Annotated in this window: 14 protein-coding genes and 1 pseudogene; 11 read left to right on the top strand and 4 right to left on the bottom strand. The window is 73.7% G+C overall.

What is annotated here, in order from left to right; genetic code table 11:
- The first annotated feature begins 155 nt into the window (after positions 1-155).
- The 9 genes from ABZX40_RS22580 (at position 156) to argF (ending at position 14,886) form a co-directional block, all read left to right on the top strand.
- The gene (locus tag ABZX40_RS22580) at positions 156-1,826 is read left to right on the top strand and encodes a hypothetical protein (protein WP_355741069.1); all 1,671 of its coding nucleotides are present in this window, start codon (positions 156-158) and stop codon (positions 1,824-1,826) included.
- Positions 1,823-2,920, top strand: a complete 1,098-nt coding sequence (locus ABZX40_RS22575) for an AAA family ATPase (RefSeq protein WP_355741071.1) — start codon at positions 1,823-1,825, stop codon at positions 2,918-2,920. Before ABZX40_RS22580 ends, ABZX40_RS22575 begins: the two co-directional genes overlap by 4 nt.
- Positions 2,921-7,522, top strand: coding sequence for an FxSxx-COOH system tetratricopeptide repeat protein (fxsT, locus tag ABZX40_RS22570; RefSeq protein ID WP_355741073.1), 4,602 nt, complete (start codon positions 2,921-2,923; stop codon positions 7,520-7,522). It abuts the gene before it with no gap.
- A 132-nt stretch (positions 7,523-7,654) separates the two neighbouring features.
- Positions 7,655-8,830 carry a hypothetical protein gene (locus ABZX40_RS22565; protein WP_355741075.1) on the top strand — a complete coding sequence of 392 codons (1,176 nt, stop codon included), beginning with the start codon at positions 7,655-7,657 and terminating at the stop codon, positions 8,828-8,830.
- Positions 8,827-9,966, top strand: coding sequence for a caspase family protein (locus ABZX40_RS22560; RefSeq protein WP_355741077.1), 1,140 nt, complete (start codon positions 8,827-8,829; stop codon positions 9,964-9,966). The genes ABZX40_RS22565 and ABZX40_RS22560 overlap by 4 nt, the downstream gene beginning before the upstream one ends.
- 126 nt (positions 9,967-10,092) lie before the next feature.
- Positions 10,093-10,335: a hypothetical protein gene (locus ABZX40_RS22555; protein WP_355741079.1), complete on the top strand. Its 243-nt coding sequence runs from the start codon at positions 10,093-10,095 to the stop codon at positions 10,333-10,335.
- Between the two features lie 249 nt (positions 10,336-10,584).
- Complete coding sequence (locus ABZX40_RS22550; RefSeq protein WP_355741081.1) at positions 10,585-12,441, top strand: HEXXH motif-containing putative peptide modification protein; 1,857 nt, start codon at positions 10,585-10,587, stop codon at positions 12,439-12,441.
- Positions 12,442-12,542: 101 nt separating this feature from the next.
- A complete protein-coding gene (locus tag ABZX40_RS22545) occupies positions 12,543-13,766 on the top strand; it encodes an arginine deiminase (RefSeq protein WP_355741083.1) in 1,224 nt (407 codons plus the stop codon).
- A gap of 112 nt (positions 13,767-13,878) precedes the next feature.
- A complete protein-coding gene (gene argF / locus ABZX40_RS22540) occupies positions 13,879-14,886 on the top strand; it encodes an ornithine carbamoyltransferase (RefSeq protein WP_355741085.1) in 1,008 nt (335 codons plus the stop codon).
- A gap of 17 nt (positions 14,887-14,903) precedes the next feature.
- Here the strand turns inward: argF and ABZX40_RS22535 are convergent, their stop codons facing one another.
- Positions 14,904-15,356, bottom strand: a complete 453-nt coding sequence (locus ABZX40_RS22535; protein WP_355741087.1) for an ATP-binding protein — start codon at positions 15,354-15,356, stop codon at positions 14,904-14,906.
- A gap of 407 nt (positions 15,357-15,763) precedes the next feature.
- On the opposite strand from ABZX40_RS22535, the gene ABZX40_RS22530 reads away from it, so the two are divergent.
- Together ABZX40_RS22530 and ABZX40_RS22525 are read left to right on the top strand one after the other, a co-directional pair.
- A complete protein-coding gene (locus tag ABZX40_RS22530) occupies positions 15,764-16,591 on the top strand; it encodes an enoyl-CoA hydratase family protein (protein WP_355741089.1) in 828 nt (275 codons plus the stop codon).
- A 361-nt stretch (positions 16,592-16,952) separates the two neighbouring features.
- A complete protein-coding gene (locus tag ABZX40_RS22525; RefSeq protein ID WP_355741091.1) occupies positions 16,953-19,343 on the top strand; it encodes a bifunctional salicylyl-CoA 5-hydroxylase/oxidoreductase in 2,391 nt (796 codons plus the stop codon).
- 182 nt (positions 19,344-19,525) lie between these two features.
- Here the strand turns inward: ABZX40_RS22525 and ABZX40_RS22520 are convergent.
- The 3 genes and pseudogenes from ABZX40_RS22520 to ABZX40_RS22510 form a co-directional block, all read right to left on the bottom strand.
- Positions 19,526-19,729: pseudogene (locus tag ABZX40_RS22520) on the bottom strand (hypothetical protein); the annotation flags it as partial.
- A 305-nt stretch (positions 19,730-20,034) separates the two neighbouring features.
- Positions 20,035-20,847, bottom strand: coding sequence for a PaaX family transcriptional regulator C-terminal domain-containing protein (locus ABZX40_RS22515; protein WP_355741093.1), 813 nt, complete (start codon positions 20,845-20,847; stop codon positions 20,035-20,037).
- 108 nt (positions 20,848-20,955) lie between these two features.
- A complete protein-coding gene (locus tag ABZX40_RS22510; protein WP_355741095.1) occupies positions 20,956-22,560 on the bottom strand; it encodes an AMP-binding protein in 1,605 nt (534 codons plus the stop codon).
- Positions 22,561-22,604: the final 44 nt, after the last annotated feature.

Here is a 22,604-nt window from a genome sequence, read left to right as displayed (position 1 = left end):
CGACGGATTCCGGTCAAGTCGCCGCCCGAAGGGGCGAACTTGGCCGGAGGCCGCGGCTCCTCCCCCAGAGGCCCCTGGTTAACCGCTGGTTGCCGTGCTAACTTCGCTGGCCGGTCAGGCAGGGAGTACCGGCTTCGGGGGGACAGTCGGTGACGATGGGCGCGGGGGTCGACGGACCCGAGGGCGACGCCGTACGCGCGCGCGGGACGCGGCTCCTGCTGCGGCTGACCAATGTGCTGTGCGACCTCGGCTGTATGGAGGACGCGCAGGGCCGCCTCCACTTCGGTGTCGTCCTCGGCGATCTGCTGGGCCGCCAGGTCGACTTACGCGGCATCAAGCTCCGCGAGGACGTGGTGGTGCTGGTCCGCACCGCGCTGGGCACGGCGGGCGGCGAACGCGTCCTGGTCGAGGTGGTCCGCATCCTCGAAGGGGATCTCGCGGGCGACGACCTCGACCGGCTGCTGGACGATGTGCTCGCCCCCGCCACCGCCGGGCGGCCGACCGGTCCGCTGGCCCCCGACGATCTGACCGCCGCCCGCGCGGTGCTCGCCCAGGGCGAGGTGCCCGCCGTCCGTCTCCGCGACGACCTGGTCGAGGAGCTGAACGGCGTCGACCTGCCCACCGGCCTCCAGCCCGACCAGCTCTTCCTGCATCTGCTCGACTGGAACACCCAGCCCGACGGACTGCCCCCCGCCGCCCTGCTGATCGACCTCGCCGCCCGGATCGCCGTCGCCCCCGCCCACCGCGCCGCGCTCACCGAGTGGGCCGACGACTGGGCCGCCCGCACCGGACTCACCGCCCCCCTGGGCCGCCGCCGCACCGCCCGGGTCGAGGCCGTGCCCGACCCCGACATCCCGCGCGCCCTGGTGGTCGCCGTGGAACCGGCCCGCGACGGCAGCGACGAGATCGTCGTCCGCCCCTGGCTCAACTCCGTGCCCGGCTACTGGGATCCGCAGCCCGGCGAGCCCGTCACCACCACCCTGGACGGCCTCGGCACCGCCGTCGAGCGGGCGCTGCGCCAGGGCGCACGGCTCTGGTCGGTGCCCCCCGAGCCCGGACCGGGCGGACGCCGCCCCCCACCGCCGTATGTCGAATTCGTCCTTCCGTACGACCTGCTCAATCATGATGTGGCCGGTCTGACCCATCGGATCGGGGACGGACAGCCGCTGCCGCTGAGCCTGAAGTACGGCGTCCACCTGCGCAGTCTTGAGCGGATGCGGACGGACGACGCCCTGGTGCGGGATCAGTGGCGGGAGCGCTGGAGGGTGCTGCGCGAGCATGGAGTGGCGGTCCACGGCTGGCGTGAACCGGACGGCCGCTCGCCCGGCGCGTGGCAAGCCGCCCTCGCCGGGGAAGCAAGACATACGGCGGTGGTGCTCGACGCACCCACCGGCGCCATGGCACAGGCGGCCCTCAGAGCCGCCATCGCGGAAGGGATAGGGCTCGCGATCTGGGACCGCAGAGGGGTGTTCCGGGAGGAGCGCCGGGAGGTGATCACCGCGTTGTTCGCCGCCGCTCCGTTCCCCGAGCGCATCCCGCTCGCCGTCCATCTCCTGCGCCGCAACGCCGAGACCGACGGCCACGGGCCGGGGGAGCTGCTGGGCCGCCATATCGGCTTCTTCTGGGATGATCCGACGCGAACCGTGGATTTCCACCCCGTGGATCCGATAGATGCGGTAGACCCCTCGAACCCCTCGAACCCCTTGGATCCCGTGGACCCCCTGGATCCTATAGACCCTATAAATCCCATAAACGAAACTGATGGCATCGGCGACATCGACCCCGTTCCGCCCGGCGGTCTCGCCAGCGAGGAGGCATCGGCATGAGCGCACCGGAGCAGACGTCACCCGACGGCTGGCGGATGTTCCACGGCACGGGACGGACCCCGGCCGTCCCGCCCCAGGTGCCGCCGCCCCCGCCCTGGCGCCGGTTCCGCGGCGGCCCGCCCCTGGACGTGCCCACCGCCGACCCCGAGGCCGCCCTGCGCAGGCTCGGCCCCGGGGACATCGCCCCGCAGCTCGGCGCCGAGGAGATCGACGTCGTGAACGCGGCCCTGCTGCTGCGCCGGCCGCTGCTGATCACCGGGCCGCCCGGGGTGGGCAAATCCACCCTCGCCCATCTGATCGCCCGTGAACTGGGCCTCGGCCGGGTCCTGGAGTGGAACATCGTCAGCCGCACCGGCCTGCGCGACGGGCTCTACGCCTATGACGCCATGGGCCGCGCCCAGGCCATCGCCGCCTGGCGGGCCGGACTGGGCGACCCCGGCGCCGCGCGGACCGGGGACGACAGCACCCCGCCGGACGCCGACGGCCCGGCCTCGGACTTCTCACACTCCGGTCAACTGCCGTCGGCGCTCGGCGACTTCATTACGCTCGGGCCCCTCGGCACCGCCCTGCTGCCCTACGATCGACCCCGGGTGCTGCTCGTGGACGAGCTGGACAAGAGCGACATCGACCTGCCCAACGACCTGCTGCACGTCCTGGAGAACGGAAGCTATGACATCCCGGAACTGGTACGGGACACCGCGGACCTCGCGCGTGTCCACACCAGCGACCCCGGCGGCCACGCCGGGATCCGGGACGGCCGCGTCGAGTGCCGGGAGTTCCCGGTCGTGGTGATCACCAGCAACGGGGAACGCGAATTCCCCGCCGCCTTCCGCCGCCGCTGCCTCCCGCTGGAGATGCGCACGCCCACCCGGGACCAGCTCCTGGCCATGGTGGAAGGGCACTTGGGGCTCCGTCCGGACGGCACCGAGGGCCTGGTCGATCTGTTCGTGCAGCGGGTCCAGGCGGGCGGCACCCACTCCCTGGACCAGTTGCTGAACGCCGTCCAGATGACTACTGCGGGTGGTTTCCAGGCCGATGGTGACGGGCGTAAGCTCGTGGAAATGCTCCTGCGCGACCTCGCGAAGGGCCGCTGAATGAAGGGCTATCCCAGGGAGCACGCATCCGGGCCGGGTGACGGCTTTCCCCTTTCGGGGTCGTCGCCCCCTTCGGCGTTCCCCGAGACCGCCGAACCGGTCGCCGTGCCCGTACCGGCTTCCGCCGTCGAGGACCCGCGCTGGCAGGAGATCGCCGACGCGGTCTGGCTCGCCGCCTACTGGGACCGCCACGGCGGCCCGTCCGGTACGCCCGCCGAACCGGACGGCCCGCCCCAGGCGCCCGGCGCCGACCGGCCCGCACCGGACCCGGCGGCCGACGAGCCGCGCCCGGACACCTCGCCCGAGGACGCCACCACCCCCGACGCCTCCGACCCCCCGGCCGGCACCACGCTCCCGCCCCTCGCCCGCCCCACCGTCACCGGCCTGCTCGCCCCCGTCACCGCGGCCCGCCCCGCCGACCCCTCCGGCCCGCCGTCACCCCCCGGCGCCCGGTCCGGCGAACCCCCGCGCCCGCCCGGTCTGTCACCCGCCGCCGAGGGCCCCTTCACCCTGCACGTCTCCCGCCCGCTGCTGCCCGCCGACGACCGCCCCGCCCCCCGGCCCGGCCGCGCCACCGCGCTGTTCGCCCGCGCCCTGCACCAGCTCGCCCGGCGGCTGCCCTCGCGCGCCACCTTCGAGCTGGACGAGGAGACCACCGCCGAACAGGGGGTCGCCGACGGGCTGTGGATGCCGTTCCTGCGGCCCACCCGCTCCGCCGCCTTCGACCTGGTGCTGCTGGTGGACGACGCGCCGACGCTGCGGATCTGGCAGGAGGCCACCACCCGGCTCGCCGAGGCCGCCGAGCAGAGCGGCGCCTTCCGCGCCGTCCACACCGTCACCGTCCAGGTGCCCCGCACCGGGGCCGCCACCCTGCGCCGCACCCCCACCGGCCCCGCCGCCGACCCCGGCGAACTCCTCGACGGACGCGGCGGCCGGATCTTCCTGGTCGTCACCGACGGACTCGCCCACGGCTGGGCCGCACCCGCCGCCGACGACCTCCTCGGCCGCCTCGCCCACGCCGGCCCCACCGCGCTGGTCCATCTGCTGCCCCCGCACATGCGCCGCCGCGCCACCCTCTACCCCTACGACGCCGTCCTCGAAGCCGGGGGCTTCGGCGCCGCCAATCACGCGCTGGCGCACTGGCCGCCGCCCGGCGGGCCCGACCCGCTGCGCCCGCTGCCGCGCGGCGACGACGGCACGGTGCCGGTGCCGGTGCTGTCCCTCAAGCCGGCCTCGCTGGCTGCCTGGGCCGATCTGGTCACCGGTGAGCGCGGGGTGCGCCGGGCGCTGCCCGTGGTGCTGGCCGGGACGCTCACCAAGGGCTCGCCCGCGCCCGGACTGCGCGCCCCGCGCTTCCCGCGCGCCGCCAAGGCCGCCGTCCGCCGCTTCTCCACCCTCGCCACCCCCGCCGCCCGTCGGCTCGCCACCCAACTGGCGGCCGTTCCCTTCGAGTTCGACCTGGTCGAGCAGTTGCGGCGGCGGATCATGCCCGAGACCGGGCCGGACCATCTCGCCGAGATCCTGATGGGCGGCCTGATCGACTGGGACGGCGGTGACGGACGCCCCGAGTTCGCCGACGGCGTCCGTGAGGAACTCCTCGCCACCACCACCCGCAGCCAGCTCGCCCACACCGTCAGCGTGATCGGCGAGCTGCCCGCCGCCGGAGCGCGCGGCGTGGCCCTGCGCGCCGCCCTGCACGACCCGGCGGGCACCGTGCTCCCCGACCCGGGCGAACGCGCCTGGGTGCGCAGCGAGCTGGCCGTGATGCGGGCGCTGTCCGGTCCGTACGCGGAGCGGGCGCGGCGCATCGAGCCGCGGCTGTTCCGCACGGGCACCGCCTCCGCCGTGCCCGGCGACGGCACCGACGATGTCCCACCCGGCAGATCCACCCCCGGCGCCGCCGAACGGGTGAACGCCGGAATGGGTGGAGTGTCCCCTTCCGGGGGGAACGGCCAAGGTGATGGAGGAATGTCCGACGGAGGGGGAAGCCTGCCTCCGTCGAACGCCCCCGACGACCGTGGAGATCCCCCCGTGCTGGTATCCGACCCCACCCCACAAGTAGCCCCGGAGGCTGAGCAGCTCATGCAGAGCACCACGACCGCAACGCCCGCCCTTCTGGTGAACGTTCCGCTCCGGAACACCTCGTTCGTCGGCCGGCAGGCGCTTCTGAGGGCCGTGGAGGAGCAGCTCGACGCCCAGGACACGGCCGCCGTGCTCCCCAACGCGCTGCACGGCCTCGGTGGTGTCGGCAAGTCCCAGCTGGCCCTGGAGTACATCTACTCCCACCAGCACGAGTACCGGGTGATCTGCTGGATCCCGGCGGAGCGGGAGAGCCTGATCCTGGCGGCGCTGACGCAGCTCGCCGGACAGCTCGGCGTCGCCCCCGCCCAGGAGGGTCCGGGCTCGCCCACCGCCAACACCGCCGTACCGGCCGTGCTGGAGGCCCTGCGCTCCGGAGTCCCGTACGACAAGTGGCTGCTGGTCTTCGACAACGCCGAGGATGTCGAGGCCGTACGCGCCTACTTCCCGACCAACGGGCCCGGAAAGGTCATCGTCACCTCCCGGAACCGGGCCTGGGAGCGGGTCGCCACCTCGCTGCCGGTGAACGTCTTCGAGCGCGCGGAGTCCATCGAACTGCTCCAGAAGCGCTCGCCCGACCTCAGCGACGAGGACGCCGACCGGCTCGCCGACGTCCTCGGCGATCTGCCGCTCGCGGTCGAGCAGGCCGGCGCCTGGCGGGCGGTGACCGGGATGCAGGTCGACGAGTACGTTCAGCTCCTCGACGCGCGCAGCCCGGAGATCCTGGAACTCGACCCCTCGCCCGAGTACCCGGTCTCCGTCGCCGCCGCCTGGGACATCTCGCTGGAGCGGATCCGCGAGCGCAACCCCGGTGCCCGGCAACTCCTCGACATCTGCGCCAGCATGGCCCCCGAGCCCATCCCGCGGTCGGTGCTGCGCGGCAGCCGGGGCGTCAACCTCACGCCCGAGGTGGATCCGCTGCTGCGGGAGTCGATCAAGCTCAACCGGGCGGTGCGGGATCTGAGCCAGTTCTCGCTGATCAAGGTCGACCCCAGGACCGACACCCTCCAGATGCACCGGCTGCTCCAGACGGTGCTGCTGGCCAAGCTGAGCCGGGCCGAGCGCGAGCGGATGCGCGACGCCGCCCACCAGTTGCTGTCGGCGGCCAAGCCCGGTCCGTTCGCCTCGTCCCTGGAGTGGCGGGCCTACCAGGCGCTGCTGCCGCACGTCCACGCCTCGGGGGCCGTCCTCAGCACCGACACCTATGTCCGCGACCTGGTCTTCGACACCGTCTGGTTCCTGTTCTACTGGGGCGACCACGAGGGCGCCACGGATCTGGCCCGGCAGTGCTGGAACGCCTGGATCGCCGCCTCCGGCGAGGAGGACGTCCATGTCATCAAGATCGCCAAGAGCCTGGGCTTCCTGCTCCGCCAGATCGGCCAGGTCCCCGAGTCGATCCCGCTCACCGAGAAGGCGCTGGAGGTCAGCCGCCGGATCGACGCCGAGCCCGAGGACCTGATCGACTCGCTGTGCGAGCTGGCCGACGCGCGCAGCTACCAGGGGCGCTTCGAGGAAGCCCGCGACCTGGCCCGCGAGGCCACCGAACTGGCCCGCTCGCTGTACGGGGCGGACGACCCGATCACCCTGCGCGCCGTCCACGCCCTGGGCGTGGAGCTGCGGTTCTGCGGGGAGTTCGCGGAGGCGCTGGAGCTGGACCAGGAGAACGCCCGCCAGCGCGAGCAGTTGTTCGGCTCGGCCAGTTTCCTCACCCTCAACTCGCTGAACGCGCTGGCCATCGACCAGCGGGAGAACGGCGACTATCCCGGCGCGCGCGACCTTCAGGAGGACGCCTACCGGCAGGTCCTGGCGCTGGTCGGTGAGCAGCACCCGGCCGCCCTGCGCACCGCCCGCAATCTGGCGGTGTCCCGCCGCCGGGACGGCGCGTTCGGCGAGGCGGTGAAGATGTCCGAGGAGACCCTGCGCCGGTTCGTCGCCCGCTACGGCCCCGATCACTTCGACTCCCTGTCCACGGCCATGAACCTCGCGGTGGACCAGCGTCTGGACGGCGACCTCGAAGCCGCCCGCGGCCTCGCCGAGGTCACCATCCGGCGGGTGGAGCTGCGCCTGGGACGCGAGCACGCCCACGCCCTGATGGCCAAGGCGATCCTGGCCGCCACGCTCCGGGCGCTGGCCGCGCTCGACGAGGCCCAGGAACTGGAGGACGAAGCGGCCGACCGGCTCGCCGAGACACTCGGCTCCCGGCACATCACCACCCTCACGGTCGCCATCGGCCAGGCCAACACGGCCTACGCCCGGCTCGACTTCGACCGGGCCCGGCAGATCGACGAGACCAACCTGCCGCAGCTCGTGGAGGTCGCGGGCGAGGAGCATCCGCTGACCCTCGCCGTCCTCGCCAACCTCTCCCTGGACCTGCGCGGTCTGGGCCGGGGCCCCGAGGCGGACGACTTGCAGCGCCGGGCCGTCGAGGGGTTCTCCCGGGTGCTCCGCGCCGAGCACCCGTGGCTGGTCGCGGCCCGCCAGCGGCGCCGCATCGAGTGCGACATGGCACCGATGCCGCTGTAGGAGACCGGTGTCGGCGACCGCTTGCCCCGCCCCAACCGGCCCCGGATACTGTTACGTTGACGCTACATCGAACATCGATCGAGTGTTGAGCGAACGTCGTACGCGGGACTGCACAGGTGTCACGGGGGGCACATGACGGCGGTTGTCTTCGTCCACGGGACCGGGGTGCGCGAGCCCGGCTTCTCGAAACTCGCCGGGCGGGTCGCGGCGGGACTGACCGCGCTGCGGCCCGGTCTGCGGGTGGTGCCCTACTACTGGGGCGAGCCGTACGGCGCCGCGCTGGCGGGTGGCGGGCTGAGCCTGCCGCCCGAGGGCGGCACCTCCCGGGGCCTCGCCGAGGGGACGCCCCCGGACGGCGGCCCCGGGACCGACACCGACGACTGGGCCGCGCTCTACACCGACCCGTACGCCGAACTCGCCCTCGCCGCCGCCCTGGCGGGCCCGGTGGGGGAGCGCCCGCCCGGTACGGCGGTGCCGGAACAGCTCCTCCAGGCGCGGCTCGCCGCCCTCGCCGCGCGGGGCGACGATCCCGCCGCCGCACTGGGCCCGGGGCTCGGCCGGGCCGCCGCCGAATTGGCCGCGCATCCGCTGCTCGGGGCCGCCGCCGAGGCCCTCGGCCCGGACGACCTCGCCGAACTCGCCGCGCGCAGCCTCACCGCCCATGTGATTGCCGAACTGCTCGCCGCGGACGACCCGCTGGTCCCGGCGGGCGACACCCGCGACACCGTCGTACGGCAGCTCGCCGGGGCGCTCGGGGGTGCGCCGCGGGGCGGTGAGCGGGGGCTGCGGTCCGTGCTGCTGCGGGCCGCCGGGTCGGCCGCGACCAGCGCGGTGGTACGGCGCCGCCGCGCCCTGACCGAGGCCGCGCACCCGGCCGCCGGGGACATCCTGCGCTACCTCGCCCGGGGCGCCGCCGTACGGGAGGGGCTGCGCACCCTGGTCGCCGGGCTGGAGGCACCGGTCACGCTGGTCTGCCACAGCCTGGGCGGGATCATCGCCCTGGACACCCTGGTCGGCGCCCCGCTGCCGCAGGTGCGCCTGCTGGTGACGGCCGGTTCGCAGGGGCCGTTCCTCTACGAGTCCGGCTCGCTGCCCTCGCTGGAGCACCCGGCCCCGCTGCCGCCCCACGTCCCGGACTGGCTCAACCTCTACGACCGCCGCGATCTGCTCTCCTACCTCGGCGGGCCGCTCTTCCCGGGCCGGGTCACCGATGTCGCCGTCGACAGCCGCCAGCCGTTCCCCGCCGCGCACAGCGCCTACTGGACCAACCCCGAGGTCTACCGCCACATCGCGGACCGGCTGCCGTGACCGCCCCGCGGGCCGCGCCCGTGGACCCGGCGCGGGTCACCGCCCTGATCGTGGGCGTCGAGCGGTACGAGGCCGGGTCCGCCTGGGACCTGCCGGGACCGGCGCGGGACGCCGTCGCCTTCTGGCGGCTGCTGCGCGCGGCCGGGGTGCCCGAGGAGCGGCTGCGGCTGCATCTCGCGCCGCTGCCGCCGTACGTCCCGGGTGTGCCGTACGAGCGGGCCGACCATGCCACGCTGCGCCGGGTGCTGGTGCGGGATCTGCCGCAGGAGCGGGGCGAGGTGCTGTGGGTGTGGTGGGGCGGGCACGGGGTGCTGGACCGGGCCGGGCAGCTCCGGCTGTTCTGCGCGGACGCCGGGACGGACGACAAGCTCGCCATCGGGCTGGACTCGGCGCTGGAGCGCTACGCCGGGGACGCGGTGCCGGGGTTCGCCGAGCAGCTGTGGATCGTGGACGCCTGCGAGACGTTCGAGGAGGCGCTCGCCTTCCGGGAGCCGCTGCCGCCGGACGGGCTGCCGGTGGGGCGCCGCAATCTGGCACACCGCCAGAGCGTGCTGCGGGCCGCCGGGCGCGGCCGGGCCGCCGCGAACGATCCGGTGCGCGGTACGGGGCTGTTCTCCGAGATCGTCCTCGGTCTGCTCGCCGACCGCGCCGCCGCGCTGCCCGCCCCGCCGGATCCGGAGGAGCTGTTTCCGGCCGTGAAGACACGTATCGCGGCCCTCAGGGACGCGGGCGTTACCCTCCAGTATCCGGAGATCCGGCTGGACAGCCCCGACCGTACGGAGATTCTGGCCCCGGCGCCGCCCGTGCCGCCCGCTCCGGCCGTGCGCGGGCCCTCGCCGCTGCTGCGGGCGGTGTCCGTGCTGATGGCATACCCGCTGATGAACGACCCCGGTGAACGGCAGACCGTGGTCGCCGCGCTGGACCCGCGGGTCACCGCGACCCTGCCCCGCCACAGCAAGGCGCGGACGGATGTGACCGGCATCCTCACCCGGCTGGCCCGGGACCGCCCCGAGGCGCTGTGGGACCTGTACGACGCGGTGCTCTCGCTGGACGACCATCCGGAGCGGGCGGCGGAACTGGAGGTGGCGCTGCGGGAGTTCGGGGATGCCGCAGGACGCACACGTGATCAGAAATGATCGAGTGGCGGGATCGTATGGTTTTCGATTCGCGCATGAATGGTCATGATGGAAATGGACATGGGCAGAACAGGGACCGGCATGTGCACATGCCGCCATGTGCCGTGTGTGAGAAGGGGGAACATCTTGGAACAGCCGCCCGCTCTGCGCCACGCCGTGCACATCCAGGAGGTGCCGGCCGCCCCCACGGGTGCCGGCCTCTGGGAATCGGACCTGGCCGACCTCACGGGGCTGTCCCTGTCCGCCGTCGACGCACTTCCTCCGCTGGGTGACGAGGCCAGGCTGCTGCAAGAGGTACTGCGCGCCCGTCATGGGGTCCAGAAGGGCGGAGGCGGGGAAGGACCGGGCGGAACGGCGCGGGCCGAGTGACCGAGGACCCGCGCGCGAGAGCCGGCCGGTGACGACGGAGTGACCGGGCGAGGGCGTACCGGACCGGGTCCGCGCCCCGGCGCAGGCTGACCGACGGTCGGCCGGAGCGGCAGCCGGAGCCGGAGCCGGAGCCCGGGGCACGTCATGGATCGGCCCGCGCCGCCGACCCGAACGCGAATCCGAACCCGAACCATCCGACCGACCGAACGACCCCAGCGCACCCCGCACCGCGACCGGAGGTCCCCGCCCATGAGCAGCGCGTCCGTGCCCCCGCCTCGCCCCGCCCCGTTCCGGATGCCCGACCGGCTGTTCGCGGAGCTGGCCACCGGGGGCGGTTCGGACGAGGCGGTGGCCTTCCTGGTGCGCGGTGAGCGGGCCCGGCGGCTGCTCCTGCTGCGCACCCTGCTCGACCGGCTCGCCGCCCTGCCCACCCCGCTGACCCCGGCCGCCGAGACCTGGCAGACCGTCAAGGAGGCCGCCGAACGGGCGCCGGACGCGGTCGACGCGCTGCTCCTCGCCCCCGCCACCGGCGGCTGGCTCGCCCATCTGCTGCGCCGCGTCCACGGCACGTCCGGCGGCCCCCCGCTGTGGGCGGAGGCCGGGCACCTCACCGCCCTCGCCGTCGCCGCGTCCCTGCGGGCCGGTACGGAGGCGGATCTGCGGGTCGTACTGAGCGACGGCGGGCTGCATCTGCCGGGGCTGGGGCGGGCGGTGCTGTTCCGGGAGGGGGCGGGACCGGAGGGGGCGGGATCGGCGGGGGAGGGGCTGGGGGTGGACGGACCTGCGGCGGACGAACCTGCGGCGGACGGACCCGAGGCGGACGGCCCCGCGATCCACGCCCCCGCACTCGCCCGTGCCCGTACCTCCGCCGGGATCCTCACTCTCACCGGAGAGGACCGCCACGGCCGTACCCACACCCTGCGCTGCCGCCCGGCGACCGCGCCGATCGGCGCGCGCACCCCCGGGGACCGGGACTCTCCCGGCTGGCTCCCCCTGCGCACCCTCACCCACCGCTCCCTCTCCCACGGCTCCCTCTCCATCCCCCTCGACGATCTCGACCCGTACCGCGATCTCGACGACCCCGTTCCGCCCGCGCGGCTGGAGGAGGCCGAGGCGGGTGCCTGGCAGCGGATGTTCGAGGAGGCGGTGGGGCTGGTGGAGGGCGGGGGCGCCGGGACGCGGCCCGGTGGGCCCGGGGCGCCGGGGCGCCTCGACCCCGCGTGGATCCGGGCCGTCGTGCCCTGGGGGCGGACCGCGCTCACCCCGCCCGCCCCGGCGACCGTCGTGGTGTCCGCGTCCAGCGGGGACACCTTCGGGGCGATGGTGATAGCCCGGCCCGCCACCGCGCTGCCGCTCGCCGAGGCGCTGGTCCACGAGTTCCAGCACAGCAAGCTGGGCGCCCTGCTCCATCTCTTCCCTCTCCTCGACGACGACCGCGCCGAGCGCTTCTACGCCCCCTGGCGGGGCGACCCGCGCCATCTGACCGGGCTGCTGCACGGGGCGTACGCCTTCACCGCCGTCGCCGGGTTCTGGCGGGACCGGACGGCCGACCCGGATCACCCTGATCACCCGGATGACCCGGAACACGCCGACCGGGCCGCCTACTACTTCGCGCTCCGGCGGCTCCAGAGCCGGCTGGTGGTGCGGACCCTGCTGACCAGCGGGCGGCTCACCGCCGCGGGCCACCGCCTGGTGTCCGGGCTCGCCGCCACCCTGGACGGCTGGCTGCGCGAACCCGTCCCCCCGGCCGCCCTCGCCCGTGCCCGCACGGCCGCCGCCCTGCACCGCACCGAGTGGCGGCTGCGCAACGCGCTGCCCGGTCCGCCCGGCACCCTCAGGCTCCGCCCGGACCGGCGCACCTGGACCGATCTGCGCACCCACGCCTTCGCCACCGCCCCCACCGCCCCCCGTACGGCCGACGGGCATCTCGCCGCCGGTGACCCGGCCACCGCGCTGCGCCACTACGCCACCGACCTCGACCGCGACCCGGCTGACACCCGCACCCTGGCCGGCTGGATCGTCGCCCGCGCGGCCCTGACCCCGGGCCCCGCCGCGCGCCGCCTGCTGGCCCGCCCGGAACTCCGGCAGCCGCAGCCCCAGCCGTAGCCCTGGGTGTTGTGCTGTCGCCGTAGCCCCGGACGAGCCGCTGACGACGGCCTCTGGGGGAAACGTGGGTGAACACGTGCCCGATTGGTCAGGATGGGGGCATGGCATACCACGTCGACTCCGAGGCCGGGCGGCTGCGCCGCGTCATCCTGCACCGGCCCGATCTAGAGCTCAAAAGGCTCACCCCGAGCAACAAGGACGCGCTGCTCTTCGACGATGTGCTGTGGGTGCGCCGGGCGCGCGCCGAGCACGACGGCTTCGCCGACGTCCTGCGCGACCGCGGTGTCGAGGTCCATCTCTTCGGCGAACTGCTCACCGAGGCCCTGGGGATCCCGGCGGCCCGCACGCTCGTCCTGGACCGGGTCTTCGACGAGAAGGAGTACGGTCCGCTGGCCACCGGCCCGCTGCGGACCGCGTTCGCCGCGCTGCCCGCCGCCGAACTGGCCGAGGCGCTGGTCGGCGGGATGACCAAGCGGGAGTTCCTCCAGGGCCACGCCGAGCCGACCTCGGTCCGCTTCCACGCGATGGACCTGGACGACTTCCTGCTCGGTCCGCTGCCCAACCATCTGTTCACCCGGGACACCTCCGCCTGGATCTACGACGGCGTCTCCATCAACGCGATGCGCTGGCCCGCCCGGCAGCGCGAGACCGTGCACTTCGAGGCGATCTACCGGCACCATCCGCTGTTCACCGGGGACCCCTTCCCCGTCTGGTCCGAGGGCCAGGCCGACTATCCGTCCACCATCGAGGGCGGGGACGTCCTGGTCATCGGCAACGGCGCGGTCCTGATCGGGATGAGCGAGCGCACCACCCCGCAGGCCGTGGAGATGCTCGCGCACAAGCTGTTCGCGGCCGGTTCCGCGACCACGATCGTGGCGCTGGACATGCCCAAGCGACGCGCCTTCATGCATCTCGACACCGTGATGACGATGGTCGACGGCGACACCTTCACCCAGTACGCGGGTCTCGGCATGCTCCGCTCGTACACCATCGAGCCCGGGGCCGGGGAGCGGGAGCTGAAGGTCACCGACCATCCGCCGGAGCATATGCACCGGGCCATCGCCGCCGCGCTCGGGCTCAGTGAGATCCGGGTGCTGACCGCCGTCCAGGACGTGCACTCCGCCGAGCGCGAGCAGTGGGACGACGGCTGCAATGTGCTCGCCGTGGAGCCCGGGGTGGTCGTCGCCTACGAGCGCAACGCCACCACCAACACCCAGCTGCGCAAACAGGGCATCGAGGTGATCGAGATCCCGGGCAGCGAGCTGGGCCGGGGCCGGGGCGGGCCGCGCTGCATGAGCTGCCCGGTGGAGCGGGACCCGGTGTAGACCTCGGGGGGAGGAAGAGGACACCTGTGGACGGCTTCGTATAAGAATGCCGAAGGTCGTATAGACTTCCAATCTCACCCGTTGTTCTCCGCCGTCCGAATTTGGAGCCTCCATGGCGACCGTCCCGACCGCCCTCGCCGGCCGCAGCTTCCTCAAGGAGCTGGACTTCACCCGTGCGGAGTTCCTCGGGCTGATCGAGCTGGCCGCCGAGCTGAAGGCGGCCAAGCGGGCCGGGACGGAGCCCCGCCATCTGGTCGGCCGGAACATCGCGCTGATCTTCGAGAAGACCTCCACCCGCACCCGCTGCGCCTTCGAGGTCGCGGCGGCCGACCAGGGCGCCTCCACCACCTATCTCGACCCCTCCGGCTCCCAGCTCGGGCACAAGGAGTCCGTCAAGGACACCGCCCGGGTGCTCGGCCGGATGTACGACGGGATCGAGTACCGGGGGGACAGCCAGGACGCGGTGGAGGAGCTGGCCCGGTACGCCGGGGTGCCGGTCTTCAACGGTCTCACCGACGACTGGCACCCCACCCAGATGCTCGCCGACATCCTGACCATGACCGAGCACTGCGCCAAGCCCCTCACCGGCACCGCCTTCGCCTATCTCGGCGACGCCCGCTTCAACATGGGCAACTCCTATCTGATCACCGGCGCCCTGCTCGGCATGGACGTCCGGATCGTCGCCCCCGAGACCTACTGGCCCGCCGCGCCGGTGGTGGCGCGGGCGCGGGAGCTGGCCGCCGGGAGCGGCGCCCGGATCACCCTCACCGAGTCGGTGACCGAGGGCGTACGGGGCGCCGACTTCGTCGCCACCGATGTCTGGGTCTCCATGGGGGAGCCCAAGGAGGTCTGGGACGAGCGGATCACCGCGCTGGTGCCGTACGCGGTGACCATGGACGTGCTGCGCGCCACCGGCAATCCCGAGGTGCGGTTCCTGCACTGTCTGCCGGCCTTCCACGACCTCGGGACCAAGGTCGGCCGGGAGATCCACGAGCGGCACGGCCTGGACTCGCTGGAGGTGACCGACGAGGTGTTCGAGTCGGCCCACTCGGTCGTCTTCGACGAGGCGGAGAACCGGCTGCACACCATCAAGGCGGTGCTCGTCGCCACGCTCGGCTGAGCTCCGCCGGGCACGCCCTACGGTCCCCGCCGCTGCGGTGGCACGGCCGGGAGCGTGAACCACACCGCCTTGCCGGTCTCGGTGGCGCGGTGGCCGCAGGCCGAGCTGAGGGTGCGGATCAGCAGCAGCCCCCGTCCGTGCTCCTGCCAGGGGTCGGGCGCGTGCTCCGGCGGCCGGGTCAGATCGCCGGGCGGGTACGGGTCGGGGTCGTGCACCTCGACCTGGCAGCCCGTCGGCAGCAACTGGACGACCAGCTCGATCGGGGTGTCGCCGGAGGTGTGCTCGACGGCGTTCGCGACCAGCTCCGCGGTCAGCAGTTCGGCGGTGTCGCTGTCGGCGCCGTGCTCCAGTTCGGCCAGGGCCGTGCGCACCAGCGCCCGCGCGACCGGTACCGCGGCGGCGGAGTGGGGCAGTGCGATGCGCCAGGTGGCGGAGGCGGGGGAGCGATCGTGCACGGCGAGTCCGTTCATGGAGCAGGAGCCCTGAGTGACGCCGGGTGATACCGGGTGATACCGAGCGATGTCTCAGGCTGTCCTGCGTTCAACTTTAGGGATGGTACGACGCCCCCCGGCAGGGTCACTGGTCGGGCGTCGCCGGGACTTCAGGACCCCCCTCTCGGGCGACTTACCCGGGGGAACGCTGGGGGGCCTCCGGCTGATCCCGTTGTTACCGCGTTATTGACGTCTCAGGGAGAAGCGGTGACGCGAGAGCCGTGCGGTGAGCGGACGACCGCGCTCCGTGAGCGCCGGGCGGCCCCCTCGCTCTATCGCGTACATCTGACGACAGTCACGAATGAATGATAATTTCGAGGGGTAGAGCACGGGGAGAGCACGCGCAGCTTCGTGAGGCCGAGCCCGCCCGAGGAGGCCCGCCCGCCATGAGTCCGTTCACCGGCTCCGCCACCCGTACGCCCCGCTGGCGCCATTTGCGCGTCGAGGAGTCCGACGGTGTCGCCACGGTCACCCTCGCCCGCCCCGAGAAACTCAACGCCCTCACCTTCGGCGCCTACGCCGATCTGCGCGATCTGCTCGCCGAACTGTCCCGGGAGCGGGCCGTACGGGCCCTGGTGCTGGCCGGCGAGGGCCGCGGCTTCTGCTCCGGCGGGGATGTCGACGAGATCATCGGCGCCACCCTCGCCATGGACACCGCCCAGCTCCTCGACTTCAACCGGATGACCGGTCAGGTGGTCCGGGCGATCCGGGAGTGCCCGTTCCCGGTGATCGCGGCCGTGCACGGGGTCGCGGCGGGCGCCGGGGCGGTACTGGCCCTCGCCGCGGACTTCCGGGTCGCCGACCCCTCCGCGCGGTTCGCTTTCCTCTTCACCCGCGTCGGCCTCTCCGGCGGCGACATGGGCGCCGCGTATCTGCTCCCCAGGGTCGTCGGGCTCGGGCACGCCACCCGGCTGCTGATGCTGGGCGACCCGGTCCGCGCGCCCGAGGCCGAGCGCATCGGCCTGATCAGCGAACTCACCGAGGAGGGCGACACCGACAAGGCCGCACACGCCCTCGCCCGCCGCCTCGCCGACGGGCCCGCCCTGGCCCACGCCCAGACCAAGGCCCTCCTCACCGCGGAACTCGACATGCCGCTCGCCGCGTCGGTGGAACTGGACGCGTCGACCCAGGCCCTGCTGATGACGGGCGCGGACTACGCGGAGTTCCACGCCGCGTTCACCCAGAAACGCGCCCCGACATGGAAGAACCGCTAGCCGTGCCGCCCGGCCACCGGTCCTCCATCGCGGGCGCGCGGCTGCGCCGGTGTGCGGCTGTGTGGTGTGGGTGGGCCCAGGGGTGGGCGGGTGACCGGCTGTCCAGGTCAGGCGCGTGGCGGTCTCGGGGGGTGGCTGTGCGGTGTGGGTGGGCCCAGGGGTGGGCTGGCGACCGGCTCTCTAGCTCAGGCGCGCGGCACTGTCCCGAAATGCGGCTCCTCCGCGTGGGCGCGGCCGGTGCCGTGCCCAGTGACTTGGAGCCGACGGTGACCGCCCCCACCCCGGGGGCGCGGGGCTGTGTCGATGTGCGGCTCCGCCGCGTGGGCGCGGCCGGTGCCGTGCCGGTGACTTGGAGCCGACGATGACCCTCCCCACCCCAGGGGCGCGGGGAACTGCGCGACCAGCCCCCACCCACCCGCACCGGCCACCCGACCCGCACCGGCCACCCGACCCCCACCACCCCCACCACCCCCTCCACGTAGCCATAGCTGGCGGCGGCCCCGGTGGCCTCTACACCGCCGCCCTCCTCAAACGTCTCGACCCCACCCGCCACATCACTGTCTACGAACGCAACGCCCCCGACGACACCTTCGGCTTCGGCGTCGTCCTCTCCGACGAGACCCTCGGCGGCATCGAACACGCCGACCCCGTCGTCCACCAGGCCCTCCAACGGGACTTCATCCGCTGGGACGACATCGACATCGTCCACCGCGCCACCCACCGGACCACCCGCCACACCTCTTCCGGGCACGGCTTCGCCGCCCTCGGTCGCCACCGGCTCCTGGAGATCCTCCACGACCGCTGCCGCTCCCTCGGCGTCGACCTCCGCTTCCGCACCCCCGCCCCGCACCCCGACCACCTCGCCGCCACCCATGATCTGGTCGTCGCCGCCGACGGCGTCCACAGCACGATCCGCGAGATCCACGCCGACACCTTCCGCCCCCGCGTCACCCCGCACCGCTGCCGCTACCTCTGGCTCGCCGCCGACCTCGCCTTCGACGCCTTCCGCTTCGAGATCGCCGAGACCGAGCACGGCGTCATACAGCTCCACGGCTACCCGTACGCCCCCGACGCCTCCACCGTCATCGTCGAGATGCGCGAGGAGGTCTGGCGGGCCGCCGGGTTCGACGCTCTCGGCGTCGAGGAGTCCGCCGCCCGCTGCGCGGCGCTCTTCGCCGCCGCCCTCGACGGCCACCCCCTGCGCTCCCGCAACTCCGCCTGGACCACTTTCCGCACCGTCGTCAACGCCCACTGGTCGCACGGCAACACCGTGCTGCTCGGCGACGCCGCGCACACCGCCCACTTCTCCATCGGCTCCGGCACCAAACTCGCCGTCGAGGACGCCCTCGCGCTCGCCGCCGCCCTCGAAGAGCACCCCGCCCTCCCCGACGCCCTCGCCGCCTACGAGGCCGAGCGCCGACCCGTCGTCGCCTCCACCCAGCGGGCCGCGCGCGCCAGCCTGGAGTGGTTCGAGGACCTCGGCCGCCATCTCGGCCGCCCGCCCCGCCAGTTCGCCTTCGATCTGCTCACCCGCAGCCGCCGGGTCACCCATGACAATCTGCGGCTTCGCGACCCCGCCTTCACCGCCGCCGTCGAGGAGGAGTTCGGCTGCCCGCCCGGCACCCCGCCGATGTTCACCCCGTTCCGGCTGCGCGGACTCACCCTGCGCAACCGGGTCGTCGTCTCCCCCATGGACCTGTACTCCGCCACCGACGGCCTCCCCGGCGACCTCCACCTCGTCCACCTCGGCGCCCGCGCCCTCGGCGCCGCCGGGCTGGTGATGACCGAGATGGTGTGCGTCAGCCCCGAGGGCCGGATCACCCCCGGCTGCGCGGGCCTCTACACCGACCGGCAGGCCACGGCCTGGCGCCGGATCGCCGACTTCGTCCACACTCAGGCCCCCGGCACCGCCCTCGGCGTCCAGCTCGGGCACAGCGGTCGCAAGGGCTCCACCAAGCTGATGTGGGAGGGCATGGACGAACCCCTCGACACCGGCAACTGGCCCCTCGTCGCCCCCTCACCCCTGCCCTACCGCCCGGACAGCCAGACCCCGGCCGAGCTGACCGCGACCCAACTCGGCGCCATCCGGAGGCAGTTCACCGCCGCCGCCCGCCGCGCCGCCGACGCCGGGTTCGACCTCCTCGAACTGCACTGCGCCCACGGCTACCTCCTCTCCGGCTTCCTCTCCCCCCTCACCAACCACCGCACCGACGCCTACGGCGGCACCCTGGACAAGCGGCTCCGCTTCCCGCTGGAGGTCTTCGACGCCGTACGGGAGTGCTGGCCGGCCGAGCGGCCCATGACCGTACGGATCTCCGCCACCGACTGGGCCGACGGCGGCACCACCGGCGACGACGCGGTGGCCATGGCCCGCGCCTTCGCCGCGCACGGTGCCGACGCCGTCGATGTGTCGACCGGACAGGTCGTCAGCGACGAACGCCCCGAGTTCGGCCGCTCCTACCAGACACCGTTCGCCGACCGGATCCGCGCCGAGGCCGGGGTCCCGGTGATCGCGGTCGGCGCGATCTCCTCCTGGGACGACGTCAACTCCCTGATCCTCGCCGGACGCGCCGACCTCTGCGCCTTGGCCCGCCCCCACCTCTACGACCCGCACTGGACCCTGCACGCCGCCGCCGAGCAGGGCTACGACGGCCCCGGGGTGCGCTGGCCGGACCCGTACCGGGCGGGCAGCCGCCCCCCGAGAACGGGCCGCACGGACGCGCCGAAGCCCCGGCTGACGCTGGGCGACTGACCCTCAGCCGACCGGTACGCGGCTCGCCCGGAGAGCGCCTGCCTTACAAGCAGGATGTCTACGCCTCGCCCATCCCCGCCTTCAGTGTCGCCCCGTCCGCCGGGTCGATCAGCAGGAATGCGCCGGTGGGCCGGGACACCGCGTACGGGTCGAGCGGGAGCGGCTCGGCAGTGCGCAGCGCGATCCGGCCCCTCCTGGCCCCGGCTCGCGGCGACCCGTTCGACCGCCTCCAGCTGATCGGTGAGGACCGACTTGGAGTCGTGCAGCAGCCGTCCGACGAGTGTCGACTTGCCGTCGTCCACGGAACCGGCGGTGGCGAACCGCAGCAGGGTGAGGGAGAAAGGGACGGTGGCGGGGGCGAATGCCTTCAGGGCCAGGTGGAGCATGACGATGGAGTCCTTGCCGCCGGAGAAGAGGATCACCGGCCGTTCGAACTCGCCCGCCACCTCGCGGAAGATGTGCACCGCCCTCGGACTCCAGCGCGTCCAGATGGGAGAGGACGAAGCCCTCCGAACCGCCCGTCGTCCCGGTCATATGAGCCCTTGCTCCGGTCATCCGCAACAGCCCTCGTCTCTTTCCCGTCGTACGACCTCATGGACGCTGGGCAGGAAACTTGAGAGGAGGGGCAGAGGAGGCTGAGGGTTCTCCTAGCGCCTCAGGGTGTGGCTGGTGTCACAGGGCGGAGGGGGTGTCACAGCCCCGCGAACTCCGCCCCGGCGTCCCGCAGTCGGGCGTGCAGTGCGCGGAAGACCGCCGCCGAGCGGGCGCCGGGCCAGTCGCCGGGCAGCAGCCGGGCGGGGAGGCCAGGGTCGGTGTAGGGGAGGTGGCGCCAGGAGTCCAGGGCGAGGAGATAGTCGTGGTACGCCTCCTCGGGCGGGGTGCCGGTACGCCGCTGCCAGGTGCGCAGTACGGGTCCGTGGCGGTCGAGGAACGCCTCGTGCTCCTTGGCGATGGCGGTCAGGTCCCACCACCGGCCCACCGACTCCACGGTGGGCGCGAACCCGAGGTGCTCGCCGCGGAACAGGTCGACATAGCCGTCCAGGCGCAGCCGGTGCAGGGTGTGCCGGGTCTCCTCGTAGAGCCGGGCGGGGGCGATCCAGACGCCGGGGGCGGCCGTGCCGAAGCCGAGGCCGGAGAGGCGGGAGCGCAGGATGTGCCGCTTCTGCCGCTCCGACTCCGGCACCGAGAACACCGCGAGGACCCAGCCCTCGTCGCCGTCCGGCGGTGGCGCGTAGACCCGTCTGTCGCCGTCCTGGAGCAACTGCCGGGCGTCCGGCGAGAGTTCGTATCCGGCGGCGCCCTCGGCGGTGCGGGCGGGCAGCAGCAGGCCGCGCCGCTTCAGCCGGGACACCGAGGACCGTACGGAGGGCGCGTCGACGCCCACCGCGGCCAGCAGCCGGATCAGCTCGGCGACGGGCACGGGGCCGGGGAAGTCCCGGCCGTACGCGCCGTAGAGCGTGACGATGAGGGACCGTGGAGCATGCTGGTCGGACACGTTGATCATTTTAGGCACTCGGTATCGCCGCTGGTCATCCGCCTGGTCATCCGCCTGGTCATCCGGCTGGTCATCCGGCTGGTCATCCGAGGTCTCCGGGGAGGGGCAGGGCCGGGGTCAGGGCCGGGGCCGGTGGGTCTCGCGCAGCCGGAACCGCTGGAGCTTGCCGGTCGCGGTCCTCGGCAGCGCGTCCAGGAAGACGATCTCGCGCGGACACTTGTACGGTGCCAGCTCCGCCTTGACGAAGGCGCGCAGCGCGTCGGCGTCCCGTCCGGCGCCCTCCCTCACCACCACATGCGCCACCACGATCTGCCCCCGCCCGGCGTCCTCGCGCCCCACCACCGCCGCCTCCACCACCTCCGGATGGCGCAGCAGGGCGTCCTCCACCTCGGGTCCGGCGATGTTGTACCCGGCGGAGATGATCATGTCGTCGGCGCGGGCGACATAGCGGTAGTAGCCGTCGGAGTCGCGGACATAGGTGTCGCCGGTGATGTTCCAGCCGTCGCGGACGTACTCGCGCTGGCGCGGGTCGGCGAGATAGCGGCAGCCGATCGGGCCGCGTACGGCGAGCAGTCCGGGGCGGCCGTCGGGCAGCGGTCTGCCGTCGCCGTCCTGCACCCGCGCCTCCCAGCCCGGCACCGGCAGGCCGGTGGTGCCGGGGCGTATGGCGTCGTCGGCGGCGGAGATGAAGATGTGCAGCAGTTCGGTGGCGCCGATACCGTTGATGATCTTCAGCCCGGTGTGCTCGCGCCAGGCGTGCCAGGTGGCGGCGGGCAGATTCTCCCCGGCCGAGACACAGCGGCGCAGCGAGCCGACATCGTGCCCGGCCAGCTCGCCGAGCATCGCCCGGTATGCGGTCGGCGCGGTGAACAGCACCGACACCCGGTGCGCGGCGACGGCCGGCAGCAACTGGCGGGGCCCGGCCTGTTCGAGGAGCAGGGAGCTGGCGCCCGCCCGCATCGGGAACACCACCAGCCCGCCCAGCCCGAAGGTGAACCCGAGCGGCGGCGACCCGGTGAACACATCGTCGGCGCGGGGCTTGAGGACATGCCGGGAGAAGGTGTCCGCGACGGCCAGCACATCCCGGTGGACATGCAGACAGCCCTTGGGCCGCCCGGTGGTGCCGGAGGTGAACGCGATCAGCGCCACATCGTCCGCGGCGGTGTCGGCGGCCGGGAAGGGCGTGTCCGGCGCGGGGAGCCGCAGCAGATCACCGGGACCGTCACCGCCGTACGGGGTGACGCGCAGGCCGGGGACCTCGGCGCGGACGAGGTCGGTGAGCGACCGGCTGTCGCACAGGGCGTGCCGGACCTGGGCGATCTCGCAGAGGGTGGCCAGTTCGTGCGGGCGCTGCTGGGCCAGCACGGTGACCGCGACCGCGCCCGCCTTCAGCACCGCCAGCCAGCAGGCGACCAGCCAGGGGGTGGTGGGGCCGCGCAGCAGCACCCGGTTGCCGGGGACCACCCCCAGCTGTCCGGTGAGCAGATGCGCGATCCGGTCGACCCGCTCACCCAGTTCGGCGTACGTCCACGGGGCGGCGTCCGGGGTGCGCAGCACGGGGGCGTCCGGGGCGCCGCCCGCGAGGAGTTCGGTGGCGCAGTTCAGCCGTTCGGGGTAGCGCAGCTCCGGCAGTTCGAAGCGGAGCCGGGGCCACTGCTCGCGCGGTGGGAGGTGGTCGCGCGCGAAGGTGTCGACGTGGGCGGAGCGGGTCGGACCGTCCATGGATGGATCGCCCCCTTGCCGGGTGGGCCGGGTGGGCCGAGTGG

This window comes from Streptomyces sp. NPDC004610, assembly GCF_040609715.1.
Taxonomy (GTDB): Bacteria; Actinomycetota; Actinomycetes; order Streptomycetales; family Streptomycetaceae; genus Streptomyces.
This window is presented reverse-complemented; position numbering and strand designations above follow the sequence as displayed.